The sequence below is a fragment of the Streptomyces sp. NPDC005799 genome, assembly GCF_040630525.1.
Lineage (GTDB): Bacteria > Actinomycetota > Actinomycetes > Streptomycetales > Streptomycetaceae > Streptomyces > Streptomyces griseorubiginosus_B.
Map to the genome: position 1 here is coordinate 16,568 of NZ_JBEXXQ010000025.1, position 23,997 is coordinate 40,564.

Below are 23,997 nucleotides of genomic sequence, written 5' to 3' on the forward strand. Positions count from 1 at the left end.
CCGGAGAGAGGCGAGGCCGAGGGAAGCTCCGGGAGAAGCGGAGCCGCGGTTGACAGCAGCCGCGCGAGAAGCGGCAACCACGGCTGACGGCAGCCCCGGAGAGAGGCGAAGCCGAGGGAAGCTCCGGGAGAAGCGGAGCCGCGGTTGACGGCACCCCCCGGGGGGGAAGCGGCAACCACGGCTGGCGGCAGCCGCGGGAAAGCAGCTCCCGCCGTTGGCGGCAGCCTCGGCATGCTGGAGCCGCGGGCGGCAGCCCCGGGAAGATGCGGCACTCGCGGGTGACGGCAGCCCCTGGGAGTGCCGGGGCAGAATTCATCCGCCCCGACCATCAGCGCCACAGCCCGCTCCCCCAGTTCATCCCGCCTGGCCCTTGCCCGTGAAGAAGTCGACCAGGCTGTGGGGGGCGTTCTCGCCGAGGATCAGCTCGTGGATCCGGGCGGACGCGGTGGCCTCGGCGGCGCTGCGCGGGAACATGGCCTCCTCGTACGCGGTGAGCGCGGACTCGGGGTCGTCCGGGTGCGCGGCGAGGACGTTGCCGAGTTCGGCGGCGTCGTACATGGCGAGGTTGGCGCCCTCGCCGGACGGGGGCATGAGGTGGGCGGCGTCGCCGAGCAGGGTCACGCCGGGTACCCGGTCCCAACGGTGGTCGCTGGGCAGGGTGTTGATGGGCCGCGGGACCAGCGTGGTCTCACCGTCCGTGATCAGCGCGGTGAGTTCCGGCGCCCAGTCCTCGAACTCCGCGGCGATCAGCGCCCGGGCCGCCCCGGCGTCGGCGAAGTCGACGGCCTCCAGCCACTCCCGCGGCTTCACGAGCTGTACATAGGTGTGCAGGACACCGTCGGGCTCGCGGTGGGCGCTGATGCCCTTGCCCGGGGCGAGCGCGAAGAGGGAACCGTCGCCCACGGCACGGGCGGTGGCCGGGTGGCGGGTGTCACTGTCGAAGAGGTACGTCTCGATGATGGACACGCCCACGTACTCGGGCTTCGCGTCGGACAGCAGCGGACGAACCCGGGACCATGCCCCGTCCGCGCCGACCAACAGGCCGGTCGTCACGGTCGTACCGCCCGCGAACGTCACCTCGTGCCGGCCCTCGTCGAGAGCCCGCACCCTCATCGCCTTGTGTCCCCACCGGATCGCGTCGGCCGGCAGCGAGTCGATCAGGATCCGCCTGAGGGCGCCGCGGGGCACCTCCGGGCGCCGGCCCGCTCCGTCGTCGGGCTCGTCCAGCAGGACCTTTCCGTCCTTGCCCATCACCCGTGACGCCTCGGCACCCGGGTGGACGATCCCGAGGAACTCGTCGAAGAGCCCGGCCGCCTTGAGGGCGAGCTGTCCGTTGTGGTCGTGGATGTCGAGCATCCCGCCCTGGGCGCGGGACGCGGGCGAGGCCTCCGCCTCGTAGACCGTCGCCGGGATCCCATGGACGTGCAGGACACGCGCGAGCGTCAGCCCGCCGAGCCCCGCGCCGATGATCGTGACGTGCGTGGTCATGGTGCTTCCTCCTCATCGCGAACCACCGGCCGGACGCCTGGCGGTCCCTCTGGAACGCCGTTCCAGAAGCCCACACTGGAACATCGTTCCAGCCGCTGTCAAGCTGGAACGGTGTTCCAGGACGGTTAGGATGACCTCATGGCAACCAAGGCGCGTCGTCCGGAGCGACGGCAGGAACCGCTCTCCCGTGAGCGCATCGTCGGCGCCGCCGTCGAGCTCCTCGACTCGGTCGGCGAGGGCGGGCTCACCTTCCGCGCCCTGGCCGAGCGCCTCGCGACCGGGCCGGGGGCGATCTACTGGCACGTGGCGGGCAAGACCGAACTCCTCGCCGCCGCCACCGACGCCGTCGTCGCCACGGCCCTCGCCGGCGACCACACCGACGCCACGCCGAACGAGGCGATCCGGGCCCTCGCGCTCGGCCTGTTCGACGCGATCGACGACCATCCCTGGGTCGGCACGCAGCTGGCCCGCACCCCTGCGCAGCCGCCGATGCTCCAGGTCTTCGAACGCATCGGACGTCAGGTGCGGGCCCTTGGCGTGCCCGAGGCCGCCCAGTTCACGGCGGCGTCCGCGCTGCTGAACTACGTCCTCGGAGTGGCGGGCCAGAACGCGGCCAACGCCCGGACGCACCAACCGGGCACGAACCGCGCCGAGTTCCTCGACGCGGTGGCGACCGAATGGGAGGAACTCGACCCCGATCAGTACGCGTTCACCCGCGGGGTCGCCGGTCAGCTCCGCGAGCACGACGACCGGGCCGAGTTCGCCGCCGGTATCGACCTCATCCTCACCGGGATCACCGCCCACGAGTGGCGTGGGCGGTGAGGGCAACTCCCCCGGCTCAGGCCCGCCGCAACCGCAGTGTCATCAGCTCGAAGGGGCGCAGGCGTACGGCGACGCGCTCGCCGTCGACCCGTGGTGCGGGCGTCTGAGGCAGCGGACGTTCCAGCAGGTCCGTGACCGTGACGTCGGCGACCGCGAAGCCCGCGGTCAGGGTGGCCCGCGCCCGGCCGCCGTGGGCCTCGTGGAAGCGGACGACCACATCGCCGCTGCCGTCGTCGGCGAGCTTCACCGCCGTGACCACGACCGCCTCCTGATCGACCGTCACCAGCGGCGCGACCTCGCCCGCGCCGTCGACCCGACGCTCGGGAAGGTTGATCCGCCAGCCCTCACGCACGGCGTCACCGATCCCGGCACCCGGCACCAGCGCGTGCCGGAAGCGGTGCACCCCCTGGTCGGTCTCGGGGTCCGGGAAGCGCGGGGCGCGCAGCAGGGAGACCCGCAGCGTGGTGGTCGTACCGCGGTCGCCGTCCGTGCGCACGGTGCGGGTCACGTCATGGCCGTATGTGGAGTCGTTGACGAGTGCGACCCCCCAGCCGGGTTCCTCCAGATGGACGAAGCGGTGGTTGCAGGCCTCGAACTTGGCCGCCTCCCAGGAGGTGTTGGTGTGGGTCGGGCGGTGGAAGTGCCCGAACTGCGTCTCGGACGCGTACCGTTCGGCGTGCACGTCGAGCGGGAAGGCGAGCTTGAGGAACTTCTCCGTCTCGTGCCAGTCGACCTCCGTCTCCAGCAGCAACCGCCGCTCCCCCGGTGGCAGCGACAGCACCTGTGTGACGCGTGAGGCGCCGAAGGTCCGGACGATCCGCACGGAACCGGCGTCCTCACCGGCGACCACCTCGTCGGTGTCCGTGAGGTCGGTGACGGTGTTGCGGTAGAACTCGTCGACGTCCCAGGCGTCCCACATGTTCGGGAAGTCGGGGTGCAGCTGGAGCAGGTTGCCGGCCCGGCCCGGGGCGATGGTCTCGCGGTCGGCCTCGATGTCGTGGGCCGACACGACCAGGCCCCGGGCGTCGATCTCGACGCGCATCAAGCCGTTGTCGAGGATGTGGCCGCCGTCGGGGCGAACCGTCCGGACCGTCCCACCCTCGGTGGTGGGTGCGCCGGCGCCGCCGGCCAGGACGCCGTGGCGGGTGTGCGGGGCGGAGTTGAAGAGGAGGGGGGTCGATCCTTCCCCCGCCAGGGCGTGTTGGGCCGCTGTGATGACGGTGTTCAGCTCGGCGGCCAGGCGTTCGTATGTCGCCCGTGCCTCGCGGTGGACCCAGGCGATCGACGATCCCGGCAGGATGTCGTGGAACTGGTGCAGCAGCACCGTCTTCCAGATGCGGTCCAACTCCTCGTAGGGGTAGGGGAATCCGGTCCGTACGGCCGCCGTCGCCGCCCACAGTTCCGCCTCGCGCAGGAGGTGCTCGCTGCGACGGTTGCCCTGCTTGGTCTTCGCCTGGCTGGTGAGGGTGGCGCGGTGGAGTTCGAGGTAGAGCTCGCCGACCCAGACGGGCGGTTGGGGGTACTCGGCCTCGGCCTTCTCGAAGAACTCGCGCGGGGTCTCCCAGGCGACGGTCGCCGAACCCTCCAGGTCCCTCAGGCGGGCCGCCTTCGCGACCATCTCCCGGGTCGTACCGCCTCCGCCGTCACCCCAGCCGGTCGGGGCGAGGGAGTGCCGGGCGACTCCCTTGTCCTTGAAGTTGCGGGCCGCGTGGGCGATCTCGCTGCCCTTCATCGAGCAGTTGTAGGTGTCGACCGGCGGGAAGTGCGTGAAGATCCGGGTGCCGTCGATGCCCTCCCAACGGAACGTGTGGTGGGGGAACTTGTTCGTCTGCGACCAGGAGATCTTCTGCGTCAGCAGCCACTTGGAGCCGGCCGCCTTGATGATCTGCGGCAGTCCGGCGGCGAAGCCGAAGGTGTCGGGCAGCCAGGCCTCCTCGTTCTCGACGCCGAACTCGTCCAGGAAGAATCGCTTGCCGTGCACGAACTGACGGGCCATCGCCTCCGAGCCCGGCATGTTGGTGTCCGACTCCACCCACATCCCGCCCGCCGGCACGAACCGCCCGTCGGCCACCGCCTTCTTCACCCGCGCCCACACCTCGGGCCGGTGTTCCTTCACCCAGGCCCACTGCTGGGCCTGCGACATGGCGAAGACGAACTCGGGTTCGTCGTCCAGCAGCGCCGTCATGTTGGAGGTCGTACGGGCCACCTTGCGCACCGTCTCCCGCAGCGGCCACAGCCACGCCGAGTCGATGTGCGCGTGGCCCACGGCGCTGATGCGGTGGGCGGAGGGAGCGGCCGGATCGGACAGGACCCCGGTCAGGCGTGAACGGGCCTCGCCCGCCGTGCCGTTGACGTCCTGCAGGTCGACCGCGTCCAGGGCCCGCTCCACCGCCCGCAGGATCTCCCAGCGCCGGGCCGACTCCACGGGCAGCTCGGCCATCAGCTCGCCGAGCACCTCCAGGTCGATCACCAGCTGCCACACCGTCTCGTCGAAGACGGCCAGGTCCATACGGGTGAGGGTGTACTGCGGCTCGCTGCCGGCGGTGTCCTTCTCGCCCATCCTGGTGGGCAGGAAGGGGTGGTAGTCGAGGATGACGGGGTTGGAGGCGGCCTCGACGTGCAGGCGCACCTCCTCGCCGCCCTCGACTGGCGCGCCGATACGCACCCACTGGTTGCGTGGGTTGAGGCCCTTCACCGGAGTGCCGTCCGGCCGGTGGACCAGGCCCTCGCACTGGAAGCCCGGCATGTTCTCGTCGAAGCCGAGGTCGAGGAGGGCCTCGACGGTCCGGCCCGCCCACGCCTCGGGGACGGTTCCGGTGACGCGGAACCAGCTCGTCCCCCAGGGAGCACCCCACCGAGCGCCCACCGTGATCGGCTCGGGCTCGGCCGCGATCCCTTCCTCGACCGGTACCGGCTCACCGGGCGCGTGCCACACCGCCACCTCCAGCGGTACCGACTCCGGGTACACGGCGGGCCGGACGCGCTCCTCGAGGACGCGCTTGAGACGGGCTTCGACCAGGCTGCGGTCGTCATGCATACGGGGTGCTCCAAGGGCCGGGACGGACGGTTACCAGGGGTGGGTCACGGTGACGGGGGCCGACGAGGTGTACAGCTCCCCCACGGCACGCAGCTCGAACCGCGCGGCCGGCTCGCCCTGTTCGGGCTGGAGGCCGGAGACGAAGTACGCCCTCTGGCAGGTGCCGCCGAGGAAACGCCGGGTGCCGTCCGCGAGGAGGCGGTGCAGGGTGTACTGGCGTACGTCACCGGGTGCGGCGGTCCAGGCGAACCGCAGGTCGCCGCCGGAGGCCGCGGTGACGCGCAGGCCGGAGGGGGCGGCCGGGGTGCTGACCGCGTCCCGCACGGCGAGGGCGCCGAGCCGCCACGTGACCGGGCCGTCGGTGGCCGTGAGCCGTACCCCGATGGCGTGGACCGTGCCGGTCAGGCCTGTGAGCGGCACGGTCACCGTCTCCCAGCCGTTGACCGACTTCACACGCACGCCCCGCCGCCGTCCCCGGTGGTGGTGCTGTCCCTTGTTGACCGCGTTCACAGGCAGGTACGAGTACGGCGGTGTCGCCCCCGGCGCGCTCGGCTCGCCCAGGGCGACGGCGAGCTCGACGTTCACAGCACCCGCGTCCGTGCGATGGGTCAGCTCGACAACCGTGTCGACACCGGCAGGCAGCCGCGCCGCGTACACGTCCAGCACCACCGGCTCGTCGAGTTCACCGTCCACCAGCACACTGCTGCCGCCTCGCCAGGCGTCCGCGAAGTCGAAGGAGACGGCCGGCCGCTGCCCCTCCGTCCGCACCACCCATCGCCGGGACGGCAGCCGGTCCTGGAGCCCGAGGTGGTTCCACGGCACGTCCGAGGTGACTGCCCCGTCCTCGTACCACCGCAGCCCGTGCCCCGTGTTGAAGGTGCTGGCGAACGGCGTGCCGCTCACTGTCGACCGGTCCGCGACCGACACCGCGGGGGCCCGCCAGGGGTCACCGGCGTCGGGCTTGGACGGATCCTGGGACCGCCCGGTCCAGAACCGGTCGTCCGCCGCGTGGAAGTCACCGGGCGTCCGCGAGGCGGGCAGGTGGTTGCGGGTCCACTCGGGCCGGTACAGCCCGATCGACGTCACATGGGTCTTGGTGGTCGGCACGATCGCGTCCCAGTTGACGGAGGTGTTCGACCCGTTGGACTCGACGTCGACGCCCGCCCACAACTCGTATCGGCTGCGGCCGAGTTGGCCGGCCTTGGTCCCGGAGGAGGCGAGGGTGCCCGCCGTCCAGCGGAAGTCGACGAACAGGTCGTCGGCTGCCTGGAAGAAGGCCTGGTTCTGGCCGTTCAGCGCCCCCTGCCAGCTCACCGTCCCGTTCACGGTCATCGCGTCGTACCAGGTCACGCGCTGTCCGCGGGCCGCCGCCAGCGCCTTCAGCTCCTTGACGAAGCCCAGCATGTCCGCGCCCAGGGCACTGTCGCCGCCTGCGGTCTCGGCGTTGACGAACCACCCGTCGAAGCCGTACGCCGCCGCCACGGCCACGAGTTGGGCCGCGAGGGGGTAGTGCCCGGAGGCGTCCTTCTGCACCAGGTCCCGGGTCCACCGCAGCTGGCCGCCGTATGCGGTGGGCGGCAGGAAGATGTTGCCGAGGACCGGCACGCCGTGGCGGTGGGCGGCGTCGACGACGGGGGCGTTCGGGGCGAGGATCAGCCCCTCGCCGGACGAGCCGCCCCAGAAGACGAGTTCGTCGAGGTAGGCCCAGTGGGTGAGGGCGTAGTAGTCGGCGGTGGCCGAGCCCTGGGAGGGGTTGCTCGAGGTCGGGCCGAAGGACACCAGCGACTGGATACGGGCCTGCCCGGAGCGGGCCGTCGTGTTCGCCGGGGTCGGGGTGAAGCGGGGCGCGAGCGGCACGGAGGCGGCGTTGAAGGCGAGGTCGGCGTCACCGGCGGCCGTCCAGGACTTCAGGCTCCGCCAGGTGGTGCCGGTGCCGGGCGTGCCCGAGGGCAGCGAGTCCGGGTACCAGTAGGAGGCGTACGGCGGGGTCGTGGTGGCGTCGGCCCGGCGGGTCGCCGCGACGGCGGGCAGGGACGGCAGCAGGGCGGCCGCGGTGCCGGCGAGCAGGACGGTGCGTCTGGTGGGGTTCACGAGCTGGTGTCTCCTTGTGGGGTGGGGAGTACCTGTTCGGGAGTGACGACTTCGGTGATGCCGCGTACGGCGAGGTGGTTTTTGTCGTCCGCGCGGGTGTCCAGGACGGTCGTGGGCCGTGCACCGTCGGCGGTCAGCCGGAAGTAGGCGTCGAAGACCGGACCGCCGGGCGCGCAGCGGGACCGTACCGCCGGGTCGGCGGGGACGACGAGGGCGGTGGTGCGCGGCGCGGGCGCCCTGTGTTCGCGCGCCGCCGCGCCGGCCAGTACGCGTGCCGTGTCCTTCGGGTGCCGGTCGTTCGTCAACACCCCGAGCCCGTATTCGAGTTCGGGGAAGTCGGCGAGGTCGCGGGAGACGTCGTGGGAGCACCACCAGGTGATGCCCCACAGGTCGGGGCAGTCCAGGGCGCTCGCGACGGTGGCCTCGGTGAAGGTGGCCGCGTGCTCGGGCGGGATGAGGGGTGCGGGGGCGCCGACCTCCTGGAGCCAGACGGGGCGGTTGGGGTCATCGGCCCAGGCCCTGCTCAGTTCGATGAGGTACGCGGCGTGGTGTTCGGTCGGTACGGAGGTACGGCCGTGGCGCTGGGCGGTGCCGTTGAAGACCCAGGAGTGCACGGCCGTGAGGGCGCCGTGCCGGGCGGCCTGGGCCGGGGTGAACGGCATGTCGTCCTGGTACCAGGTGGCGTCGTACTCGGCGTGCAGATGCAGCTTGCCGGGGGCGCCCTTCTCGCAGGCGGTCAGCATGCGCTCCAGCCACGCGTCGATCTGCGCCGCGGAGGCCCGGTCGGGGTCGGGGTGCGGGCCGGCCGAGAACTGGTTGACCTCGTTGCCGAGCGTCATGCCGAGGAAGTTGGGGCGGTCGGCGAGGGCGGCGGCCAGGGTGCGCAGATAGGCGGCCTGGCCGTCGAGGACGTCCGGGTCGGTGAAGAGGTTGCGCCGGTGCCAGGTGCGGGTCCAGGCGGGCAGGAAGTCGAAACTGCTCAAGTGCCCCTGCAGTCCGTCCACGTTGACGTCGAGGTCGCGTTCGGCGGCGGCGTCCACCAGGGCCACGAGCTGTTCGACGGCCCGTGGGCGGATCAGGGTGCGGTTGGGCTGGAAGTACGGCCACAGCGGGAAGACCCGGACGTGGTCCAGGCCGAGCTCGGCGATCGAGTCGAGGTCGGCGCGTACGGAGTCGAGGTCGAAGTCGAGCCAGTGGTGGAACCACCCTTCGCTGGGGGTGTAGTTGACGCCGAAGCGCACGGCAGGAGGCATGCGGTGTCCTTGGAACTCGTAGACGGCGATCAGCCCTTGACGGCCCCCTCGCCCACCCCGCGGAAGAAGTACCGCTGCAGACAGGCGAAGAGGGCGATCAGCGGGGCGACGGCGATGACCGTGCCCGCGGCGACGAGGCGTTCGTCGTTGGCGAAGGTGCCGTGCAGGTAGTTGAGGCCGACGGTCAGCGTGAACTTGGACGGGTCGCTGAGCACGATCAGCGGCCACAGGAAGTCGTCCCAGGCGCCCATGAAGGCGAAGATCGCCACGACGGCGACGGTGCCGCGCACCGAGGGCAGCGCGATGCGCAGGAACCGCTGCCAGACGTTGGCGCCGTCGACGTAGGCGGCCTCCTCGATCTCGTACGGCAGGTTGAGGAAGGCGTTGCGCATCAGCAGCACGTTCATGGCGGCGATGCAGCCGGGCAGGACGACCCCGACGAGGGTGTTGTTGAGCCCGAGTTCCCGCATGGTGGTGAACTGGGCGATGATGATGCCCTCCACCGGTACGAGCATCGCCAGGATGAACACGAGGGTGGCGACGCGTCGGCCGCGGTAGCGCAGCCGGGCCAGGGCGTAGCCGGCGAGGGCCGAACCGACGCAGTTGGTCGCGACGTTGACGGCGGCGACCTTGAGGGAGTTCAGCGCGTAGTCCCACACCGGGATGGTGTCGGCGACCCGCTCGTAGTTGTGCAGGGTCGGGTGACCGGGCAGGAACTTCGGCGGTGAGCCGAAGATGTCCTCCGTGGGCCCCTTGAGCGAGGTGGACAGCTGCCACAGGAACGGCCCGACGGTCAGCGCGAGGACGGCGAGCAACAGCACGTAGCGCACGACGAGTTCCCCCACCCGGATGCGGCGGCCGTGCTCGTCGGTGACGCGGGGCTCACGGGGGGCCTCGGGCCGGGAGACGGGCCGTGCCTTCTCCAGGACGCTCATGACGCCTCCCTCCGGTCGGCGCGCAGCACCAGCAGCATCAGCGCGACGGTGACGACGAAGACGACGAGCGAGATGGCGGAGGCATAGCCGACACGGCCGGTGAGGCCGGTGCCGGTGCGCTGGACCAGCATCACCAGGGTGGTGTCCTCACCGGCCGGTCCTCCGCTGGGGCCTGCCATCAGATACACCTCGGAGAAGACCTTGAAGGCGGCGACCGAGGACAGCGCGCCGACCAGGACCATCGTCGAGCGGACGGCGGGCACGGTGACCGTGAGGAAGCGGCGGACCGCGCCGGCGCCGTCGACGGCGGCGGCCTCGTGGAGTTCCCGCGGGACGTTGGCCAGCGCGGCCAGATAGATGATCATGTAGTAGCCGAGGCCCTTCCAGACGGTCACGGCCATGGCGCTGAACAGCAGCAGCCACTGGTCGCTGAGGAAGCCGACGCGGCCGACCCCGATGGTCTCCAACAGGGAGTTGATCAGGCCGCGTTCGTCCAGAAGCCACACCCAGATCAGGCCGACCACGACGATCGAGGCGACGACCGGCGTGTAGAACGCCGACCGGAAGAAGGTGATGCCGGGGATGTTCTTCTGCACCAGCAGCGCGAGCAGCAACGGCAGGACGACGAGGGCGGGGACGACGCAGACGACGTACAGCGTGCTGTTGCGCAGGCCGATCCAGAACATGTCGTCGTGCAGCAGCTCACGGAAGTTGGCGAGGCCGACGAACTTCCCCGGGATGAGGGTGCGGCGGTCGGTGAAGGCGCCCACGACCGTGGAGACGAACGGGTACAGGATGAACACGCCGGTGATCAGCAGCCCGGGCGCGGCGAACAGCCAGGGGCTGCTCGGCAGTTGGCGCCGTACCCGGGTGACGGTCGAGGTGGCCATCGCGCGTCAGCCCTGCTGCTGGAGGAGTGTGTTGCAGGCCTTGACAGCGTTGTCGAGAGCCGCCTTGGGGCTTTCCTTGCCCTGCAGCGCCTTGGCCACCTCGTTGCGCAGGGCCGTCTTCATCTGGTCGCTGAACAGCACGGGCGTGTAATTGACCGCGTTCTTCAGGGACTTGGCGGCAGCGATCCGCACCCGGGTCTCGTCGGTGCCGTCCTCCTTGGTGAAGTAGGGGTCCTCCAGGGAGCCGGCGGTGCTGGGGAAGATGGCGACCTTCTTGGCGAAGGACATCTGGTGCTCGGCGTCGGTGACGTAGTGCGCGAAGGCGACGGCGGCCGGGGTGCGCTTGGTCCTGGAGTTGACCATCACGCCCATGACGTACATGTTGACGTGGCCGGTGCTGGTGATCTGGTCCGTGATGCCGATGTTCTTGTACAGGTTCGGCGCCTGCTTCTTGAAGTTGTCGAGGTCGAGGGCGCTGCCCGGGTTCATGGCGACGGCCTCGGTGAGGAACTTCCTGCCCGACGACTCCGGGGTGGCGGTCAGCGCCTGCGGGTCCAGCGCCTTGGCGTCGTACAACTCCTTGTACTTGCTGAGCAGTTGGATGCCCTTGGCGTCGTTGAAGGTGAATGCGGTGCCCTGCTTGTTCATCAGCTCCACGCCGTAGCGGCCGAAGTCCTCGATGGTGGGGACGTTGGCGAGGGTGGCGACCTTGCCGTCGCTCTTGTGCGCCATGGTCAGGGCGTCGGCGAAGAGGTCGTCGTACGTCTTCGGCGGGCTGTCGGGGTCGAGTCCGGCCTTCTTGAACAGCGACTTGTTGTAGAAGAGCGGGCCCGTGTTGAGGTACCAGGGATAAGCATAGGTGCCGGTCATGCCCGGTATCCGATGGCTGGCCCAGGCGCCCGGCAGGTACTCCTTCTTGTACTTGGCCGCCGCCTTGTCGAGGTCGAGTGCGAGGCCGGCCTTGGCGAGCGGGGCGACCAGGTCCGGGGAGACGTTGACGACGTCGGGCAGGGTGCCGCCCGCCGCGTCGGCGCTGATCTTGTCGGCGTAGCCCTCGGCGGGCTGGTCGATCCACTTCACGTGGGTGCCCGGGTACTGCTTCTCGAAGTCGGCGATCACGCCGTCGAAGTACGACTTGAAGTTGGCGCGCAGATTCCAGGTCTGGAAGGTGATGTCGCCCTCGACCTTGCCGGATGCGTCGCCCGATCCGCCGTCGTCGCCTCCCGAACCGCACGCGCTGAGCGGCAGGACAAGGGCGACGAAGGCGGCTGCGGCAAGGGTTCTGCGGGAAACGGACACGACGGAACGGCCTCCTTGGGCAACGGGGTCGGTGCTGCTGGGTTGGCCAACCACGCAGACCCTGCACGCCGGTTCATCGGCCCGTCAATGGAACCGGAGGAGCTAATCGCATTAGTTGCTAATGCGCATTAGGTTCTTGCGGCTGAACCGCATTAGTGCCTACCCTCCTATCCTTCTGCCATCCGTCCGCCAATCCGTCCGAACAACCCGTCCGCCGGATATTGAAAGTTGAATGGGGAATCACCGTGTCAGGCAAGCGGTCGCCCGCGCGTCGGCCGACGATGAAGGACATCGCGCGCCACGCCGGGGTCTCCCAGAGCGCCGTCTCCTTCGCGCTCAACGGCCGGCCGGGCGTCTCCGAGGGGACCCGTGACCGGGTGCGCCAGGTCGCCGAGGAGCTCGGCTGGCGGCCCAGCACCGCGGCCCGCCAGCTGTCCGGTGAGGGCGCGGCGACGGTCGGCTTCGTGCTGGCCCGCCCCGCGGACACCCTCGGGGTCGACTCCTTCTTCCTCCAACTCGTCTCGGGCATACAGGAGGTGCTGGCGGAACGGCATCTGGGCCTGCTGTTCCAGGTGGTCGAGGACGTCGACGACGAGTGCGCGGTCTACCGGCGCTGGTGGGCCGAGCACCGCGTGGACGGCGTCCTCGTCGTCGACCCGCGCACCGCCGACCCGCGCCCCGACCTGCTGGACGAACTCGGCCTGCCCGCCGTGGTGATCGGTGGCGCCCCCGGCGAACGTCACCCCGGTCTGTCGACGGTCTGGGCGGACGACGCGGGTGCGATGGCCTCGGTCGTGGACGAGTTGTACGCGCTCGGCCACCGCCGGATCGTGCACATCGCGGGCCTGCCCGGTCTGGCGCACACCGAGCGCCGCGTCCGCACCCTGCGCGCCGAGGCGGAGCGCCGGGGGCTGGCCGAGGTGGAGTCGGTGACCACCGACTACTCCGACGCGGAGGGCGCCGCCGTCACCCACCGGGTCCTGGGACGCCCCGCTCCCCCGACCGCGCTGATCTACGACAACGACGTGATGGCCGTAGCCGGCGTGGCCACCGCCGCCGAACTGGGCTTCTCCGTACCGGCCGACGTGTCGGTGCTGTCCTGGGAGGACTCGGCCCTGTGCCGGATGGTCAAGCCGTGGCTGTCGGCGCTCTCCCGCGACAGCGTGGAGTTCGGCCGTACGGCGGCACGGGAGCTGACCGCCCTGGTGGACGGCGGCCCGGCACGAACGGTACGGGTGCCGGTGCCCCAGGTCATCGTGCGGGACAGCACGGGGGCGGCACGGGCACCCGCATAGACCGCCGGCCACGACTGGCTCGCCCGGCTCAGGTGCTCACATATTGGATTGCCGCAGCCGACGGCGTCCGATAGGAAGCCTGCATGCTGAAGGGCGAGAAGGTGGGACTCAGGGCCCGCCACGAGGACGACATGCCGGTGCTGCGGACCGAGCTCTACGACGACGTGGTCAACTCCTCGCGGGCGGAAGGCGGGCCATGGCGGCCGGTCTCGCCCGGCTCGAAGGATCCGCGGCTCGTGGTGGACGACATGAAGGAAGGCCATGTCCCCTTCTCCGTCGTTGAGTTGGACGGCGGCACACTGGTCGGCACCGCGACCCTCTGGGGCATCGACAACCACAACCGCTTCGCGCACATCGGGCTCGGCCTCCTGCCGTCCTCGCGTGGCAAGGGCTACGGCACCGACGTGGTCGCGGTGCTGTGCCACTACGGCTTCGTCGTCCGCGGTCTGCAACGCCTCCAGATCGAGACACTGGCCGACAACCACGCGATGCTGGGCGCCGCCGAACACAACGGCTTCGTCCGCGAGGGCGTACTGCGGTCCTCGGCCTGGGTGATGGGCGAGTTCCTGGACGAGGTCCTGCTCGGCCTCCTGGTGCAGGAGTGGAAGCAGAACGCGAAGAGCTAGCGCGCGGGCAGCAGCGCCAGGACCGTGGAAACAGGGGCCTGGGAAGCGTCCAGGACGGGGGCGTGAGCGGCCTCGGTGGGGTCGCCGGCCCCTTTTCGGCCGCCTGCGCACCCCCTGCGCCGCCCCTCGTCCCGCAGGCCCTCTCCCTCTCCTCCGCAGCTTTGACACAACCACCCTGAACTGGCCTTTTCCTGGATTTCTCCTAGGGTGGAGACATCCGCCGGACGCCAGGGGAGGGGTCTTCGTGAGTGGGGAAGGCAAGCGGTACGACGCTTCTGATATCGAGGTGCTGGAGGGGCTCACAGCCGTTCGCAAGCGGGCCGGGATGTATGTCGGCTCCACCGGTGAACGCGGTCTGCACGAGCTGGTGTTCGCGGTCGTGAGCGAGGCGGTGAACGACGTCCTCACCCAGGGGGCCGGCCGCGTCGACGTCACGCTCATGGCCGACGGCGGTGTGCGGGTGACCGACGACGCACCGGCGCCCCCCTTCGAGGCACCGGCCGCCGGGGACATCGGCGGCCCGGGGCTCGAACCCCGGTTGGCCACCCTGTACGCCGGGGCCGGACCCGGTGACCGGAACTCCGTGTACGTGGGCGCCTTCAGCCTCGGGCTCGTCGTCGCCACCGCCCTGTCGAGCCGGCTGACCGCCGAGGTGCGGCGCGAGGGGGTGCGCCGGGCGCAGGAATACGCGCGCGGTGTCGCCCTCGCCCCGCCCGCCGCCGTGGGATCCGCGACCGGCACGGGCAAGACCATCACCTTCTGGCCCGACACGGAGATCTTCGAGACGGCGCGGTGCTCGTTCGCCGTACTGGCGGAGCGCTTCCGGCAGGTGGCCTTCCTCAACCGGGGGCTGGAGATCTCGCTGACGGACGAACGCCCCAACGGACAGGCGCGGTTGGAGCGGTTCCGCTACTCGGACGGCGTACGCGACTTCGTGGCCGCCCTCGACGCGGAGGCCGGCGGGTCCCTCCATCCGGACGTCATCGGTTTCCAGCGGGAGGACCCGCGGATGGCGGGAACGATGGAGATCGCCCTCCACTGGGGCGGGAGGGACGCGGAAGGCGTCCGCGGCTTCGCCAACGGCCGGCTCACCCGGGAGGGCGGCACGCACGTGGACGGGTTCCGCGACGGGGTGACGGCCGCCGTCACCGCGTACGCGCGGGAGCGGGGACTGCCGGCGGCCACGGACACCGGTTCGATCGCCGACCGGATCGGCCGGGGCCTGACGGCGGTCGTGTCGGTGAAGCTGGACCGCCCCGAGTACCTCGGGCCCATCCGTGGACTGCTCGGCAACACCGAGGTGCGGGTCTGTGTCGCCGAGGCAGTGCACCACCATCTCGGCGCCTGGTTCGAGGAGCACCCGGAGCGCGCGGAGGCGGTCGTCGGGGAGATCGTCCGAACACCGGTGTGACGGGGCCGTAGCCGGTCAACCGCCGGACAGCGCCGCCCACTTCGTGTGACGCTTTGCCCATGACTTCCGAAGAACCGGAGGCCGACCGGCTGCATCCCGACCAGCCCCACTCGGCCCGTGTGTGGAACTTCCTGCTGGGCGGCAAGGACAACTACGCCGCCGACCGGCAGGCCGGCGAGATGATCCTGCAGATGTTCCCGGACATCGCGCTGCTCGCCCGTCTCCAACGGCGCTTCCTGGTCCGCGCGGTGCGCCATCTGGCCGCCGACGCGGGCATCCGCCAGTTCCTGGACATCGGCACCGGACTACCCACGGTCGACAACACCCACGAGGTCGCCCAGCGGTTCGCGCCCGACAGCCGCATCGTCTACGTCGACAACGACCCGCTGGTGCTGGTGCACGCCCAGGCACTGCTCACCAGCACCCCGGAGGGTGCCTGCGCCTACCTCGAGGCCGATGTCCGCGACCCCGACCGCATCCTCGAAGGGGCCGCGCGGACCCTGGACTTCGACCGGCCCGTCGCCCTGACCATGCTCGGCATCCTGGGGCAGATCCCGGACTCCGACGAGCCCGAGGCGCTCGTGGCGCGCTACCTGGACGCCCTTCCTCCGGGCAGCCACCTCGCCCTGGCCGACGGCACCGACACCAACGACACGCTCAACCAGGCGATCTCGGTGTACAACGCCAACTCCGCCAGCTCCTACCACCTGCGCAGCCCGGAAAGGATCGCGGCCTTCTTCGACGGACTCGACCTCGTCGAGCCCGGCATCGTCCCGACCTCCCAGTGGCACCCCGAGCCGGTCGACGTGGGCCGCTCCCCCTCCGAGGTGGACGCGATCTGCGGCATCGGCCGTAAGGCCTGACGGCCACAAGCCCTCAAATCCGCGAGAACGGAAAAACGCAATTACCGCTGCAATTGCAGACGATCTTGGTACTGTCGTAGCCACGCAACCGCAGTGACTGCCGGGCGAGTTGATCTCGAAGAGGCCTCAGATGCAGCACGTGAGCAACGGCACGCCGGCCGACCGGCTGACCGGGGTGGTCTGGCGAAAGAGCCGGCACAGCAACCCCGAGGGCAACTGCGTCGAGCTCGCCGTGCTCCCGGACGGCAGCGTCGCGGTACGCGACTCCCGTCACCCCGAAGGTCCGGCACTCGTGTATCCCCGCGCCGAGATCTCCGCCTTCGTCCGCGGTGTGAAGGACGGCGACTTCGACGGCCTACTCCCCGGTCGTTGACGTCGGGCACACCCGCGGACGGCCGGAGGGCCCGGTCGACGACCGACGCCCTCCGGCCCTCTCACGCCCCGCGGCGGCGCGGCGACGCGGTGCTACGCTCCTTGGCGAGTCACGACGCAACGCACGGCGGCGGCCGAGGGGATGACCATGGCGGCAGCAGCTCGACCAGAACCCGTTCGCCCTGATTCCCAGCTACTCAGCCTCAGGCACGGCGGCCCCACCGTGCAGCGCATCATGCTGGGCACCCGTCTGCGCCGGCTGCGCGAGTCCCTCGGCATCTCCCGGGAGCGGGCCGCCTCGGAGATCCGCGCCTCGGACGCCAAACTGTGCCGCATGGAACTGGGCCGCGTCGGCTTCAAGGTGCGTGACGTCGCCGACCTGCTCACCCTGTACGGCGTCCACGACACCGCCGTACGCGAGGAGTTGCTGGACTCGGTGCGGCAGGCGAACCAGCCCGGCTGGTGGCGGGCGTACGGCGACGCCTTCCCGAGCTGGTTCGAGCAGCACCTGGGGCTGGAGGAGGCGGCCTGTCTCATCCGCACCTACGAAGTCCAGTTCGTGCCGGGCCTGTTGCAGACCCCCGCCTATGCCGAAGCAGTCGTCCGGCTCGGCCACTCCGTCACCTCCGAGGACGCTGTCGAGCGCCGTGTCACCCTGCGGATGACCAGGCAGTCGCTGCTGTCCCGCCCGGACGCGCCCAGGCTGTGGGTCGTGGTGGACGAGGCGGCGCTGCGCCGCCCGCTCGGCGGGACCGAGGTGATGCGTGACCAGCTCCGGCACCTGATCGAGGCGGCCGGCCGGCCCAACGTGACCGTCCAGGTGCTCCCCTTCCATGTGGGCGGTCACGCGGCGGCGGGCGGCCCGGTCACCGTGCTGCGCTTCCCGGTCCCGGACCTGCCCGACATCGTCTACCTGGAACAGCTCTCCAGCGCCCTCTACCTGGACAAGCCGGAGGACGTCGACCACTACCTCGCGGTCATGGACCGGCTCACCCTGGTGGCGCTGTCGGCGGCGGACTCGGTGGGCTTCCTCGAGAAGGTCCTGGCCGAGACCTGAGGAACGCGACGCCCGGACATCCTCCCGGGCCGCCCGACAGGGGACGAGGAGACCTCCGCGCCGTAACGGGGTACTCGACGGCCGCTGGGAAGGGAGTCGGCGGATGGGCGCTGTCACCCACTGGCTCGCACATCTGTCCGGGCCGGTGGTGTACGTCGTGGTCGTGGGCCTCGTCTTCGCCGAGGACGCGTTCTTCTTCGGGTTCGTCCTGCCCGGGGAAACCGCGGTGATCGTCGGCGGAGTGCTGGCCCGGCAGGGCGTGGTCGACCTGGTCTGGCTGGCCGTCGCCGTGGTCCTGGCCGCGATCGCCGGGGACGGCGTCGGCTACGAGCTCGGCCGCCGCCTCGGCCCCCCGGTCCTGCACAGCCGCCCACTGCGCCGGCACGCCCACGGCGCGGACAGGACGCGCGACCTGATCCGCCGGCGCGGTCCGGCGGCCGTCTTCATCGGCCGGTTCGTCGCCCTCTTCCGCTCCCTGGTCCCGGCGATGGCGGGCGCCTCGGGCATGCCCTACCGCCGCTTCTTCCTCTACAACGCGCTCGGCGGACTGGTCTGGGGTGTCGGGAACGCCGTCCTCGGCTACGCGGCGGGCGCCGCCTACCAGCGGGCCGAGGGCCTGATCGGCAAGACCATGGCACTGGTGGTGGCCGTGCTCGTGGTCGTGGCCCTGGTCGTCTGGCGGGTCCGCCGCCACCGCCGCGGCCGCGAGACCTGAGGCGGGCGGTCACCAGGTCGCCGACGCCCTGGTGACCGCCCTGATCGAGTACCCCGTCAGACCTCGGACCGGTACAGCCCGAACTCCGCGATCCGTACGGGACCCCGTGCCCCCGTCACCCGTACCCGCCACCGCCGGGCCGTGACGGGCTGCGACAGCAGCAGGATGCGGCTCGCGCCGATCGTTCCGGCCGTGGCCGCCCGGACCCAGGCGCCGTCGCGCCAGGACTCCACGACGAAGCCCTCGACCTGCTGGCCGTGCCGGATGTCCTCGGCGAGACGGACGCGGTCCACCTCGCGCGCGGCGGCGAGATCCACCTGGACTCCGGCCGCGGTACGGGCGGTGCGGGCGCCCCGGGCCAGGTCGCGCGGAAGCTCTCGTTCGACGCGGGCGCGGAACTCCCGCAGCCGGACGACGTCGGTGTCGTGCAGCCGGCCGTCCGTGTCCGGCGGGACGTTGAGCAGCAGGACCGAGTTGCGGCCCACCGATCCGAACCAGATCTTCGTCAAGTCGTCCACGGACTTCGGGAGTTGGTCGGGGTGGTAGAACCAGCCGTCCCGGATGGACACATCGCACTCGGCGGGCCACCACTGCAGGTAGTCCGTTTTCGGCTGGGCGGTCACGAGCGCGTCGCGGCTGCCCTCGTCGGCGGTGTCGTACGACAACGCCCAGTCGGTGCGCCCGTACTGGTTCTCCTTGACCGGGATGACGCTCCACTCGTTCTCGCGGGCCAGCCCGTCCTCATTGCCGACCCAGCGCAGGTCGGGCCCGGTCACGGCGATCGCGGCGTCCGGTGCGAGGGCACGGACCAGGGCGTACCAGCTGTCCCAGTCGTAGTTCTCCACCTTGTCGGGCGGGATGTGGCCCTGGGCGCCGTCGAACCACACCTCGTCGACCGGACCGTACTCGGTGAGCACCTCGTAGAGCGTGTTGAGCATGTGGGCGCCGTAGTCGGTCGCCGGAAGGATGTGGAAGCCGTCCGGGGTGCGGTCGTCGCCCTCGGCCAGGGTGGGGATGGTGCGGGTGGTGCGGACGCTGCCGTTGGCGTAGACGCCGTGCAGGTACTGGTTCTCGTCGGCGGGTGAGATGTAGACGCCGACCTTGAGGCCGTACCGGCGCATGGAGTCGGCGAAGGAGCGCAGCACGTCGCCGTGGCCGCCCTGCCAACTGCTCGACGCCACCGAGTGGTCGGTGTAGCGGGAAGGGTAGAGGACGAAGCCGTCGTGGTGCTTGACGGTGAGGATCGCCAGCCTGAACCCGCCGTCGCGCAGGGCGCGGGCCCACTGGTCGGTGTCCAGGCCGGTGGGCTGGAAGACGTTCGGGTCCTCGTCTCCGGTGCCCCACTCCAACCCGGTGAAGGTGTTCACGCCGAAGTGCAGGAAGGCGGTCTGTTCCAGGGCCTGCCAGGCGATCTGCCGTGCGGTGGGCCGGACTTGGGAGGCCTTGCGGATGAGCTCGTCGGGTGTGTCGTCGGGGCTGACGGGGAGGCGGGAGCGGTCACCGGGCGCGCTCGCCGCGAACGCGGGGAGGCCGGGCGCGGCGAGCGTGGAGACCGATGCGACGGCGGTGGTGACGAAGAGGCGTCTGGAGAGAGCCATGGGGGGATCGGACTCCTCGGTTCAGTGGGCGGTGAGGTGCCAGACGGCGGGCGGGCGCTGGTCCGGCGGGTACTGGACGACCCGGCCGTCGTCGCTCACGGTCAGCGCCATCTGCGTGATCGCGTTGACGAGCTCGTAGCCCCCGGCGGCGCGGTTCACCTGCCAGCGCTGCAGGGTGCCGGCGGCGTCACAGCTCTTCCAGGCCGCCTCGACGCCGGGCTGCAGCGGCGCGTTGAGCGTGAGCTTGCCGCCGCTGATCTCCAGGCAGCCGTCAGGGGACCGCAGGCTCGCGTATCCGTCGGCGGTCCGGGCGAGTTGCGCCGTGAAGGTGTGTCCGGCGGTACGGAAGGTGTACGTGCCCTCCGCCACCGGCAGCAGCGTCAGATCACGCCGGCCGGGCGCGTGCCCGACCGCCGTCCCCCGTGCGGTGAACTCGGCGTAGGTGGCATCCGGGTGCGGATCGCCCCAGGTGGCCTCAGCGATGTGCCGTAGCGCGGGCCAGAGTTCGACGGCGACCTCGTTCTCCGTCTCGCCGCTGCCGTTGTCCGGCCACAGGCTGATCTTCGCCCCGGTGATGCCCTCACCGGTCGCCACCTTCTCCCCCTCGAAGCTGCGCGGATCCCACCCCTGGTCGTACAGGGACCCGGTGTCGCTGTGGAACCCGCCGCGGACCAGGTACAGCGAGTAGGCGGCGTTCTCGACCTGGTAGCCCTGGGCGATGAGCGCGCTGGGCTTCACGGCGACGTTCAGCCAGTGCTCGACGGTCGTTCCGGCCGCCACCGGCACGGTGTTGGCGCCGGTCAGCCCGTCGTTCCAGATGCGCAGCCGCTTGCCCCTGCTCGCCGCGTACGCCTGGACGCGGTTGATGAAGTCCACGTACGCGTCCTGCGGGGTGGCGTTCGGCCCGTACTTCTCCCGCGCGTACTTCAGCATCTGCGGGTACTTGGCGTAGTCGGAGCCGAGCATGTACTCGTCGGCGCCCATGTGCCAGGACTTCGCGGTGAAGACCTGCGCGTACTCGTCCATCAGGCTGGTGTAGTAGTCGAAGGCGGCCTGCTGGGTGACGTCGAGGCGGGCGGGCTGCTTGTTGCCGTCGGAGTCGGTGAGTTGCAGGTCCGGGCGGTTCTCGATCCACGGGTCCATGTGGCCCGGGGAGTTGATCTCCGGGATGATCTCCACGTGGTACTTGTCGCCGAGGGCCACGAGCCGGCGCATCTCGTCCTTGGTGTAGTAGCCCCAGGTGTTCGCCTCGGGATGCGCGTCGCTCTTCACCTTCAGCTCCAGGAGCAGCTGGTTGAGCTTGTGGTACGCCATCTCGCGCACCAGGTTCTCCAGCCAGGGCAGCGTGATGTGGATGTAGCAGGCGCACACGCCAACGCCCCGCTCCTGGTAGCGCGGTACGTCGACGGTCCGTCCCGCCGGTATCCGGTCGCCCTGCGCGAGGAGTTGGAGGAGGGTGCGGGTGCCGTAGAAGGCGCCGGTCTCGGTGGCGGCGGTCACCGACAGCCGCTTGCCGGCGGTGAGTTCGTAGCCTTCGGCGCCGAGTGCCCCGCGGGACGGCTGGACGTCGACCACGATGTCCCCGGTGCGGGCGCCGCCCGGGACGACGGGGACGCTGCCGTGCCCCGCCGCGCGCAGATCGTCGGCGAGTGTGTCGGCGACCCGCCGCTCGGCCGGGCTGTCGGCGACCAGCCGGACGCCCTTGCCGTACACGTAACTTCCCTGTCCGGCCGTCCAGTTGTTCAGTGCCGGCACGGTGAGCGGAACCGTCGGCTGTGCCTCCCGGGCGACCGCCCGTACCGGCGTGACGAGCAGCGTCAGGGCCGCCGTGACGCCGAGCAGCCGTAGCAGTCCCTTCCTGATCTCACCCATGCCACTCCACCTTGAACACCCACACGTGCTGTCCCGCCTTACGGGCTGTCTCCGGTACGTCGATCACCAGCGCCCCCTTGCTGACGGTCCAGGTGAGCGGACGGTCGTGGCCGAGCAGGGTCACCTTGTCGCCGGGGCGGATCGGCACGGGCGCCTCGACGGTGAGCTTCGCTCCCGGCCGGGTCAGGGAGTGGATGTAGAAGGCCTCGTTCGGGCGGACGGTGAAGCGCAGATCCTCGCCGAGCTGCGCCATCCGCGACCAGTACGTCGTGTCGTAGATCGCCTCGCCGTTGACCTTCAGCCAGGCGCCCGTCTCACGCAGCCGGGTCTGCAGGATCGGCGCGATGGTGCCGTCCGCGCGCGGGCCGATGTCGAGCAGGAAGTTGCCGTTCTTGGAGACGATGTCGACGAGGCTGTGCACGACCTCCTCGGCCGTCATGTAGGCGGCATCCGGGGTGGCCTGGTTGTAGCCGTAGCTGAAGGGATCGAGGCCGCGGCTGGACTCCCACTTGGCGACGACCGTGTTGTCGTAGGTCGTGTACTCGGGCGTCGTGAAGTCGTGGAAGGCGATGCCGGAGCGGTTGTTGACCGTCACGTCGATCGGACGGGCCCGGTTCTTGGCGTGGTCGAAGTACTCGGCGAGGACGTGGAGACTGTCGTTGACGCCGCCGATGTCGCACCAGATGATCTCCGGGTCGTAGCCGCGGATCAGTTCGAGCATCTGGGGGGCCTGGTAGTCCCGCACGTAGTCCTTGCCCGCGCTGTATCCGGTGTACGGGACCGGCTCCAGGGTGTACGGGTTGCGCGGGGCGTGGCCCATCCACGGGTTGTCGGGGTTGAACCACTCCGGCATGGAGAAGTAGAGGCCGCGGTGGAGTTCGGGGGCGTACCGCCGCGAGGCCTCGAACAGCTCCTTGACCAGGTCCCGCTTCGGGCCCGTCTTCACCGCGTTGCGGTCGGACACCTTGGTGTCCCACAGCGCGAAGCCCTCGTGGTGCTTGGAGGTCAGCACGTGGTACTGGGCGCCGGCGTCCCGGAACAGCTCGACCCAGGCACGCGGGTCGAACCTTCGCGCGGTGAACCGCGGGATGAAGTCGTCGTAGGCGAAGTCCTCACCGTAGGTGTCCCGATGGTAGGCGTAGGTGGGGTTGGCCGGGTCCTGCATCTGGTCCCAGTACCACTCGGCGTACTGCTTGCCGACGGGCGCCCAGGCGGGCACCGAGTAGACGCCCCAGTGGATGAAGATGCCGAACTTCGCGCCCTGGAACCAGTAGGGCGCCTGATGGCCGTCCAACGAGGCCTCGGTGGGCTGGTAGTCGGCGACACCCAGCGTCAACCCGCTCTGCCGGCTGGTCACCTGACGGCCCCTGCCGTGCACGCTCACCGAACCGTCCCGCCGCGTTCCCGGCGCGGTGCCCGCCCGGTTGCGGATGCCGACGCGGACGCGGGCCTGCTCACCGGGGTCGAGGCGGCGGACCCTGGCGGGCTCGACGGTTCGGGCGCCGGGGACGTCGACACGGACGGACACCTCGTCGTCGGTGAGGATCGCGACGGTGCCCGCGTTGACGACGGTCGCCTCGACGCTCTGGGCGCCGGTGGACTCCAGCAGGGAGTTGGTGGAGTGGGCGTCGCGCAGCATCAACGCCCTTCCTTGGGCGGCGGGTTGGAGGGTGAGGGCGAAGACGTGCAGAGATGCCTTGCCGGCCTCGGCGGGGTTGGTGACCGGCAAGGTGATGGCGACGGCCTCGCGCTGCGGGTCGGTCCACACCTCCGAGGTGCCGATGCCGACGCTGTGCTGGTCCTGGGTGCCGTCCGGCGTGTAGCGGTACGGCACCGACAGCGAGCCGCCCGCCGCGTACCAGTCGGCGCCGCCCAGTCCCGCGGTGGAGGTCGTGCCGTCGGCGTAGTGGACCGTGGCCTTCCCGGAGGCGTCGCCGTAGCTGCCGGACGTGAGGAAGACGGCGGAGAGATAGCGGCCGCGGGGCAGGTCGACGCGCTGGCCGAGCGCGACCACGTTGTTCCTGGCACCCGCCGTCGAGGCGGGGAAGTCGAAGGGGACGCCGTCGACCTCGACGCGGCCCGCGGGGAGTTCCTCGCCGGGGAAGGTGTAGCCGGAGCCGTCGAAGTCGCCGCCGCGGGCGGTGGCGGTGTCGATGCCGTCGTTGTCGTAGAGGGAGTCGAGCGGCACGGGGACCGGGTCGGGGACGGGGACCCAGCCCGCCGCGCCCTTCCCGCCGGCCGGCTCGGCCGCGAGGGCCTCGCTCGCCGCGGTGAGGGGAAGGGCGCCGGCGGCGGTGACGGCCACCGCGGCGCCCAGGACCTGACGTCTTGGATACGGACTCATGAGCGGCTCCAATTCATCGGATGTCTGAT

General features: G+C 70.8%; 18 protein-coding genes. 8 read left to right on the forward strand and 10 right to left on the reverse strand.

Features of this window, described 5'->3' with window-relative positions:
• Positions 1-354: 354 nt before the first annotated feature.
• Positions 355-1,488, reverse strand: coding sequence for an NAD(P)/FAD-dependent oxidoreductase (locus ABZ453_RS24300; protein WP_359017605.1), 1,134 nt, complete (start codon positions 1,486-1,488; stop codon positions 355-357).
• Between the two features lie 138 nt (positions 1,489-1,626).
• Between ABZ453_RS24300 and ABZ453_RS24305 the strand changes: the two genes are divergently transcribed.
• A complete protein-coding gene (locus ABZ453_RS24305) occupies positions 1,627-2,310 on the forward strand; it encodes a TetR/AcrR family transcriptional regulator C-terminal domain-containing protein (RefSeq protein ID WP_359017607.1) in 684 nt (227 codons plus the stop codon).
• Between the two features lie 16 nt (positions 2,311-2,326).
• Here the strand turns inward: ABZ453_RS24305 and ABZ453_RS24310 are convergent, their stop codons facing one another.
• Genes ABZ453_RS24310 through ABZ453_RS24335 form a run of 6 tightly spaced genes read right to left on the reverse strand, consistent with a single transcriptional unit; the run spans position 2,327 to position 11,815 of the window.
• Positions 2,327-5,347: a glycoside hydrolase family 38 C-terminal domain-containing protein gene (locus ABZ453_RS24310; RefSeq protein WP_359017609.1), complete on the reverse strand. Its 3,021-nt coding sequence runs from the start codon at positions 5,345-5,347 to the stop codon at positions 2,327-2,329.
• 30 nt (positions 5,348-5,377) lie between these two features.
• Entirely contained in the window at positions 5,378-7,438 is a 2,061-nt protein-coding gene (locus tag ABZ453_RS24315) for an endo-beta-N-acetylglucosaminidase (protein WP_359017611.1), read from the reverse strand.
• On the reverse strand, positions 7,435-8,691 hold the full coding sequence (locus ABZ453_RS24320; protein WP_359017613.1) for a glycosyl hydrolase: 1,257 nt from the start codon (positions 8,689-8,691) through the stop codon (positions 7,435-7,437). The genes ABZ453_RS24315 and ABZ453_RS24320 overlap by 4 nt, the downstream gene beginning before the upstream one ends.
• 29 nt (positions 8,692-8,720) lie before the next feature.
• Positions 8,721-9,626, reverse strand: a complete 906-nt coding sequence (locus ABZ453_RS24325) for a carbohydrate ABC transporter permease (protein ID WP_359017616.1) — start codon at positions 9,624-9,626, stop codon at positions 8,721-8,723.
• Entirely contained in the window at positions 9,623-10,516 is an 894-nt protein-coding gene (locus tag ABZ453_RS24330; protein ID WP_359017617.1) for a sugar ABC transporter permease, read from the reverse strand. Before ABZ453_RS24330 ends, ABZ453_RS24325 begins: the two co-directional genes overlap by 4 nt.
• Positions 10,517-10,522: 6 nt before the next feature.
• Positions 10,523-11,815, reverse strand: a complete 1,293-nt coding sequence (locus ABZ453_RS24335) for a sugar ABC transporter substrate-binding protein (protein WP_359017619.1) — start codon at positions 11,813-11,815, stop codon at positions 10,523-10,525.
• A gap of 281 nt (positions 11,816-12,096) precedes the next feature.
• On the opposite strand from ABZ453_RS24335, the gene ABZ453_RS24340 reads away from it, so the two are divergent.
• From ABZ453_RS24340 to ABZ453_RS24370, 7 genes are all read left to right on the forward strand, one after another.
• Positions 12,097-13,110 carry a LacI family DNA-binding transcriptional regulator gene (locus ABZ453_RS24340; RefSeq protein WP_359017788.1) on the forward strand — a complete coding sequence of 338 codons (1,014 nt, stop codon included), beginning with the start codon at positions 12,097-12,099 and terminating at the stop codon, positions 13,108-13,110.
• Positions 13,111-13,193: 83 nt separating this feature from the next.
• A complete protein-coding gene (locus tag ABZ453_RS24345; protein ID WP_359017621.1) occupies positions 13,194-13,736 on the forward strand; it encodes a GNAT family protein in 543 nt (180 codons plus the stop codon).
• 244 nt (positions 13,737-13,980) lie between these two features.
• Positions 13,981-15,147 (forward strand): DNA gyrase subunit B, encoded by a 1,167-nt coding sequence (locus ABZ453_RS24350; RefSeq protein WP_359017623.1) that lies wholly within the window; start codon positions 13,981-13,983, stop codon positions 15,145-15,147.
• Between the two features lie 59 nt (positions 15,148-15,206).
• A complete protein-coding gene (locus ABZ453_RS24355) occupies positions 15,207-16,010 on the forward strand; it encodes an SAM-dependent methyltransferase (RefSeq protein ID WP_359017625.1) in 804 nt (267 codons plus the stop codon).
• A 130-nt stretch (positions 16,011-16,140) separates the two neighbouring features.
• Positions 16,141-16,383 (forward strand): DUF397 domain-containing protein, encoded by a 243-nt coding sequence (locus ABZ453_RS24360; RefSeq protein ID WP_359017627.1) that lies wholly within the window; start codon positions 16,141-16,143, stop codon positions 16,381-16,383.
• 234 nt (positions 16,384-16,617) lie between these two features.
• A complete protein-coding gene (locus tag ABZ453_RS24365; protein WP_359017628.1) occupies positions 16,618-17,439 on the forward strand; it encodes a helix-turn-helix transcriptional regulator in 822 nt (273 codons plus the stop codon).
• A 103-nt stretch (positions 17,440-17,542) separates the two neighbouring features.
• Positions 17,543-18,154, forward strand: coding sequence for a DedA family protein (locus tag ABZ453_RS24370; RefSeq protein WP_359017630.1), 612 nt, complete (start codon positions 17,543-17,545; stop codon positions 18,152-18,154).
• 56 nt (positions 18,155-18,210) lie between these two features.
• Here ABZ453_RS24370 and ABZ453_RS24375 read toward each other — a convergent pair whose 3' ends face one another.
• The 3 genes from ABZ453_RS24375 to ABZ453_RS24385 are packed head-to-tail and all read right to left on the reverse strand — an operon-like array spanning position 18,211 to position 23,968.
• Positions 18,211-19,752 carry an alpha-L-fucosidase gene (locus ABZ453_RS24375; protein WP_359017632.1) on the reverse strand — a complete coding sequence of 514 codons (1,542 nt, stop codon included), beginning with the start codon at positions 19,750-19,752 and terminating at the stop codon, positions 18,211-18,213.
• 21 nt (positions 19,753-19,773) lie between these two features.
• Positions 19,774-21,624 carry a beta-N-acetylhexosaminidase gene (locus ABZ453_RS24380; protein ID WP_359017634.1) on the reverse strand — a complete coding sequence of 617 codons (1,851 nt, stop codon included), beginning with the start codon at positions 21,622-21,624 and terminating at the stop codon, positions 19,774-19,776.
• Entirely contained in the window at positions 21,617-23,968 is a 2,352-nt protein-coding gene (locus ABZ453_RS24385; protein ID WP_359017637.1) for an alpha-L-fucosidase, read from the reverse strand. Before ABZ453_RS24385 ends, ABZ453_RS24380 begins: the two co-directional genes overlap by 8 nt.
• Between the last annotated feature and the right edge of the window lie 29 nt (positions 23,969-23,997).

What these genes read in the sequence shown, in the direction of transcription:
- ABZ453_RS24300 (WP_359017605.1), bottom strand. Translation starts at nt 1,488, where the DNA reads ATGACCACGCACGTCACGATCATCGGCGCGGGGCTCGGCGGGCTGACG.
- ABZ453_RS24365 (WP_359017628.1), top strand. Translation starts at nt 16,618, where the DNA reads ATGCTGGGCACCCGTCTGCGCCGGCTGCGCGAGTCCCTCGGCATCTCC.
- ABZ453_RS24310 (WP_359017609.1), bottom strand. Translation starts at nt 5,347, where the DNA reads ATGCATGACGACCGCAGCCTGGTCGAAGCCCGTCTCAAGCGCGTCCTC.
- ABZ453_RS24340 (WP_359017788.1), top strand. Translation starts at nt 12,097, where the DNA reads ATGAAGGACATCGCGCGCCACGCCGGGGTCTCCCAGAGCGCCGTCTCC.
- ABZ453_RS24305 (WP_359017607.1), top strand. Translation starts at nt 1,627, where the DNA reads ATGGCAACCAAGGCGCGTCGTCCGGAGCGACGGCAGGAACCGCTCTCC.
- ABZ453_RS24320 (WP_359017613.1), bottom strand. Translation starts at nt 8,691, where the DNA reads ATGCCTCCTGCCGTGCGCTTCGGCGTCAACTACACCCCCAGCGAAGGG.
- ABZ453_RS24385 (WP_359017637.1), bottom strand. Translation starts at nt 23,968, where the DNA reads ATGAGTCCGTATCCAAGACGTCAGGTCCTGGGCGCCGCGGTGGCCGTC.
- ABZ453_RS24355 (WP_359017625.1), top strand. Translation starts at nt 15,207, where the DNA reads ATGACTTCCGAAGAACCGGAGGCCGACCGGCTGCATCCCGACCAGCCC.
- ABZ453_RS24330 (WP_359017617.1), bottom strand. Translation starts at nt 10,516, where the DNA reads ATGGCCACCTCGACCGTCACCCGGGTACGGCGCCAACTGCCGAGCAGC.
- ABZ453_RS24380 (WP_359017634.1), bottom strand. Translation starts at nt 21,624, where the DNA reads ATGGGTGAGATCAGGAAGGGACTGCTACGGCTGCTCGGCGTCACGGCG.
- ABZ453_RS24345 (WP_359017621.1), top strand. Translation starts at nt 13,194, where the DNA reads ATGCTGAAGGGCGAGAAGGTGGGACTCAGGGCCCGCCACGAGGACGAC.
- ABZ453_RS24375 (WP_359017632.1), bottom strand. Translation starts at nt 19,752, where the DNA reads ATGGCTCTCTCCAGACGCCTCTTCGTCACCACCGCCGTCGCATCGGTC.
- ABZ453_RS24370 (WP_359017630.1), top strand. Translation starts at nt 17,543, where the DNA reads ATGGGCGCTGTCACCCACTGGCTCGCACATCTGTCCGGGCCGGTGGTG.
- ABZ453_RS24325 (WP_359017616.1), bottom strand. Translation starts at nt 9,626, where the DNA reads ATGAGCGTCCTGGAGAAGGCACGGCCCGTCTCCCGGCCCGAGGCCCCC.
- ABZ453_RS24360 (WP_359017627.1), top strand. Translation starts at nt 16,141, where the DNA reads ATGCAGCACGTGAGCAACGGCACGCCGGCCGACCGGCTGACCGGGGTG.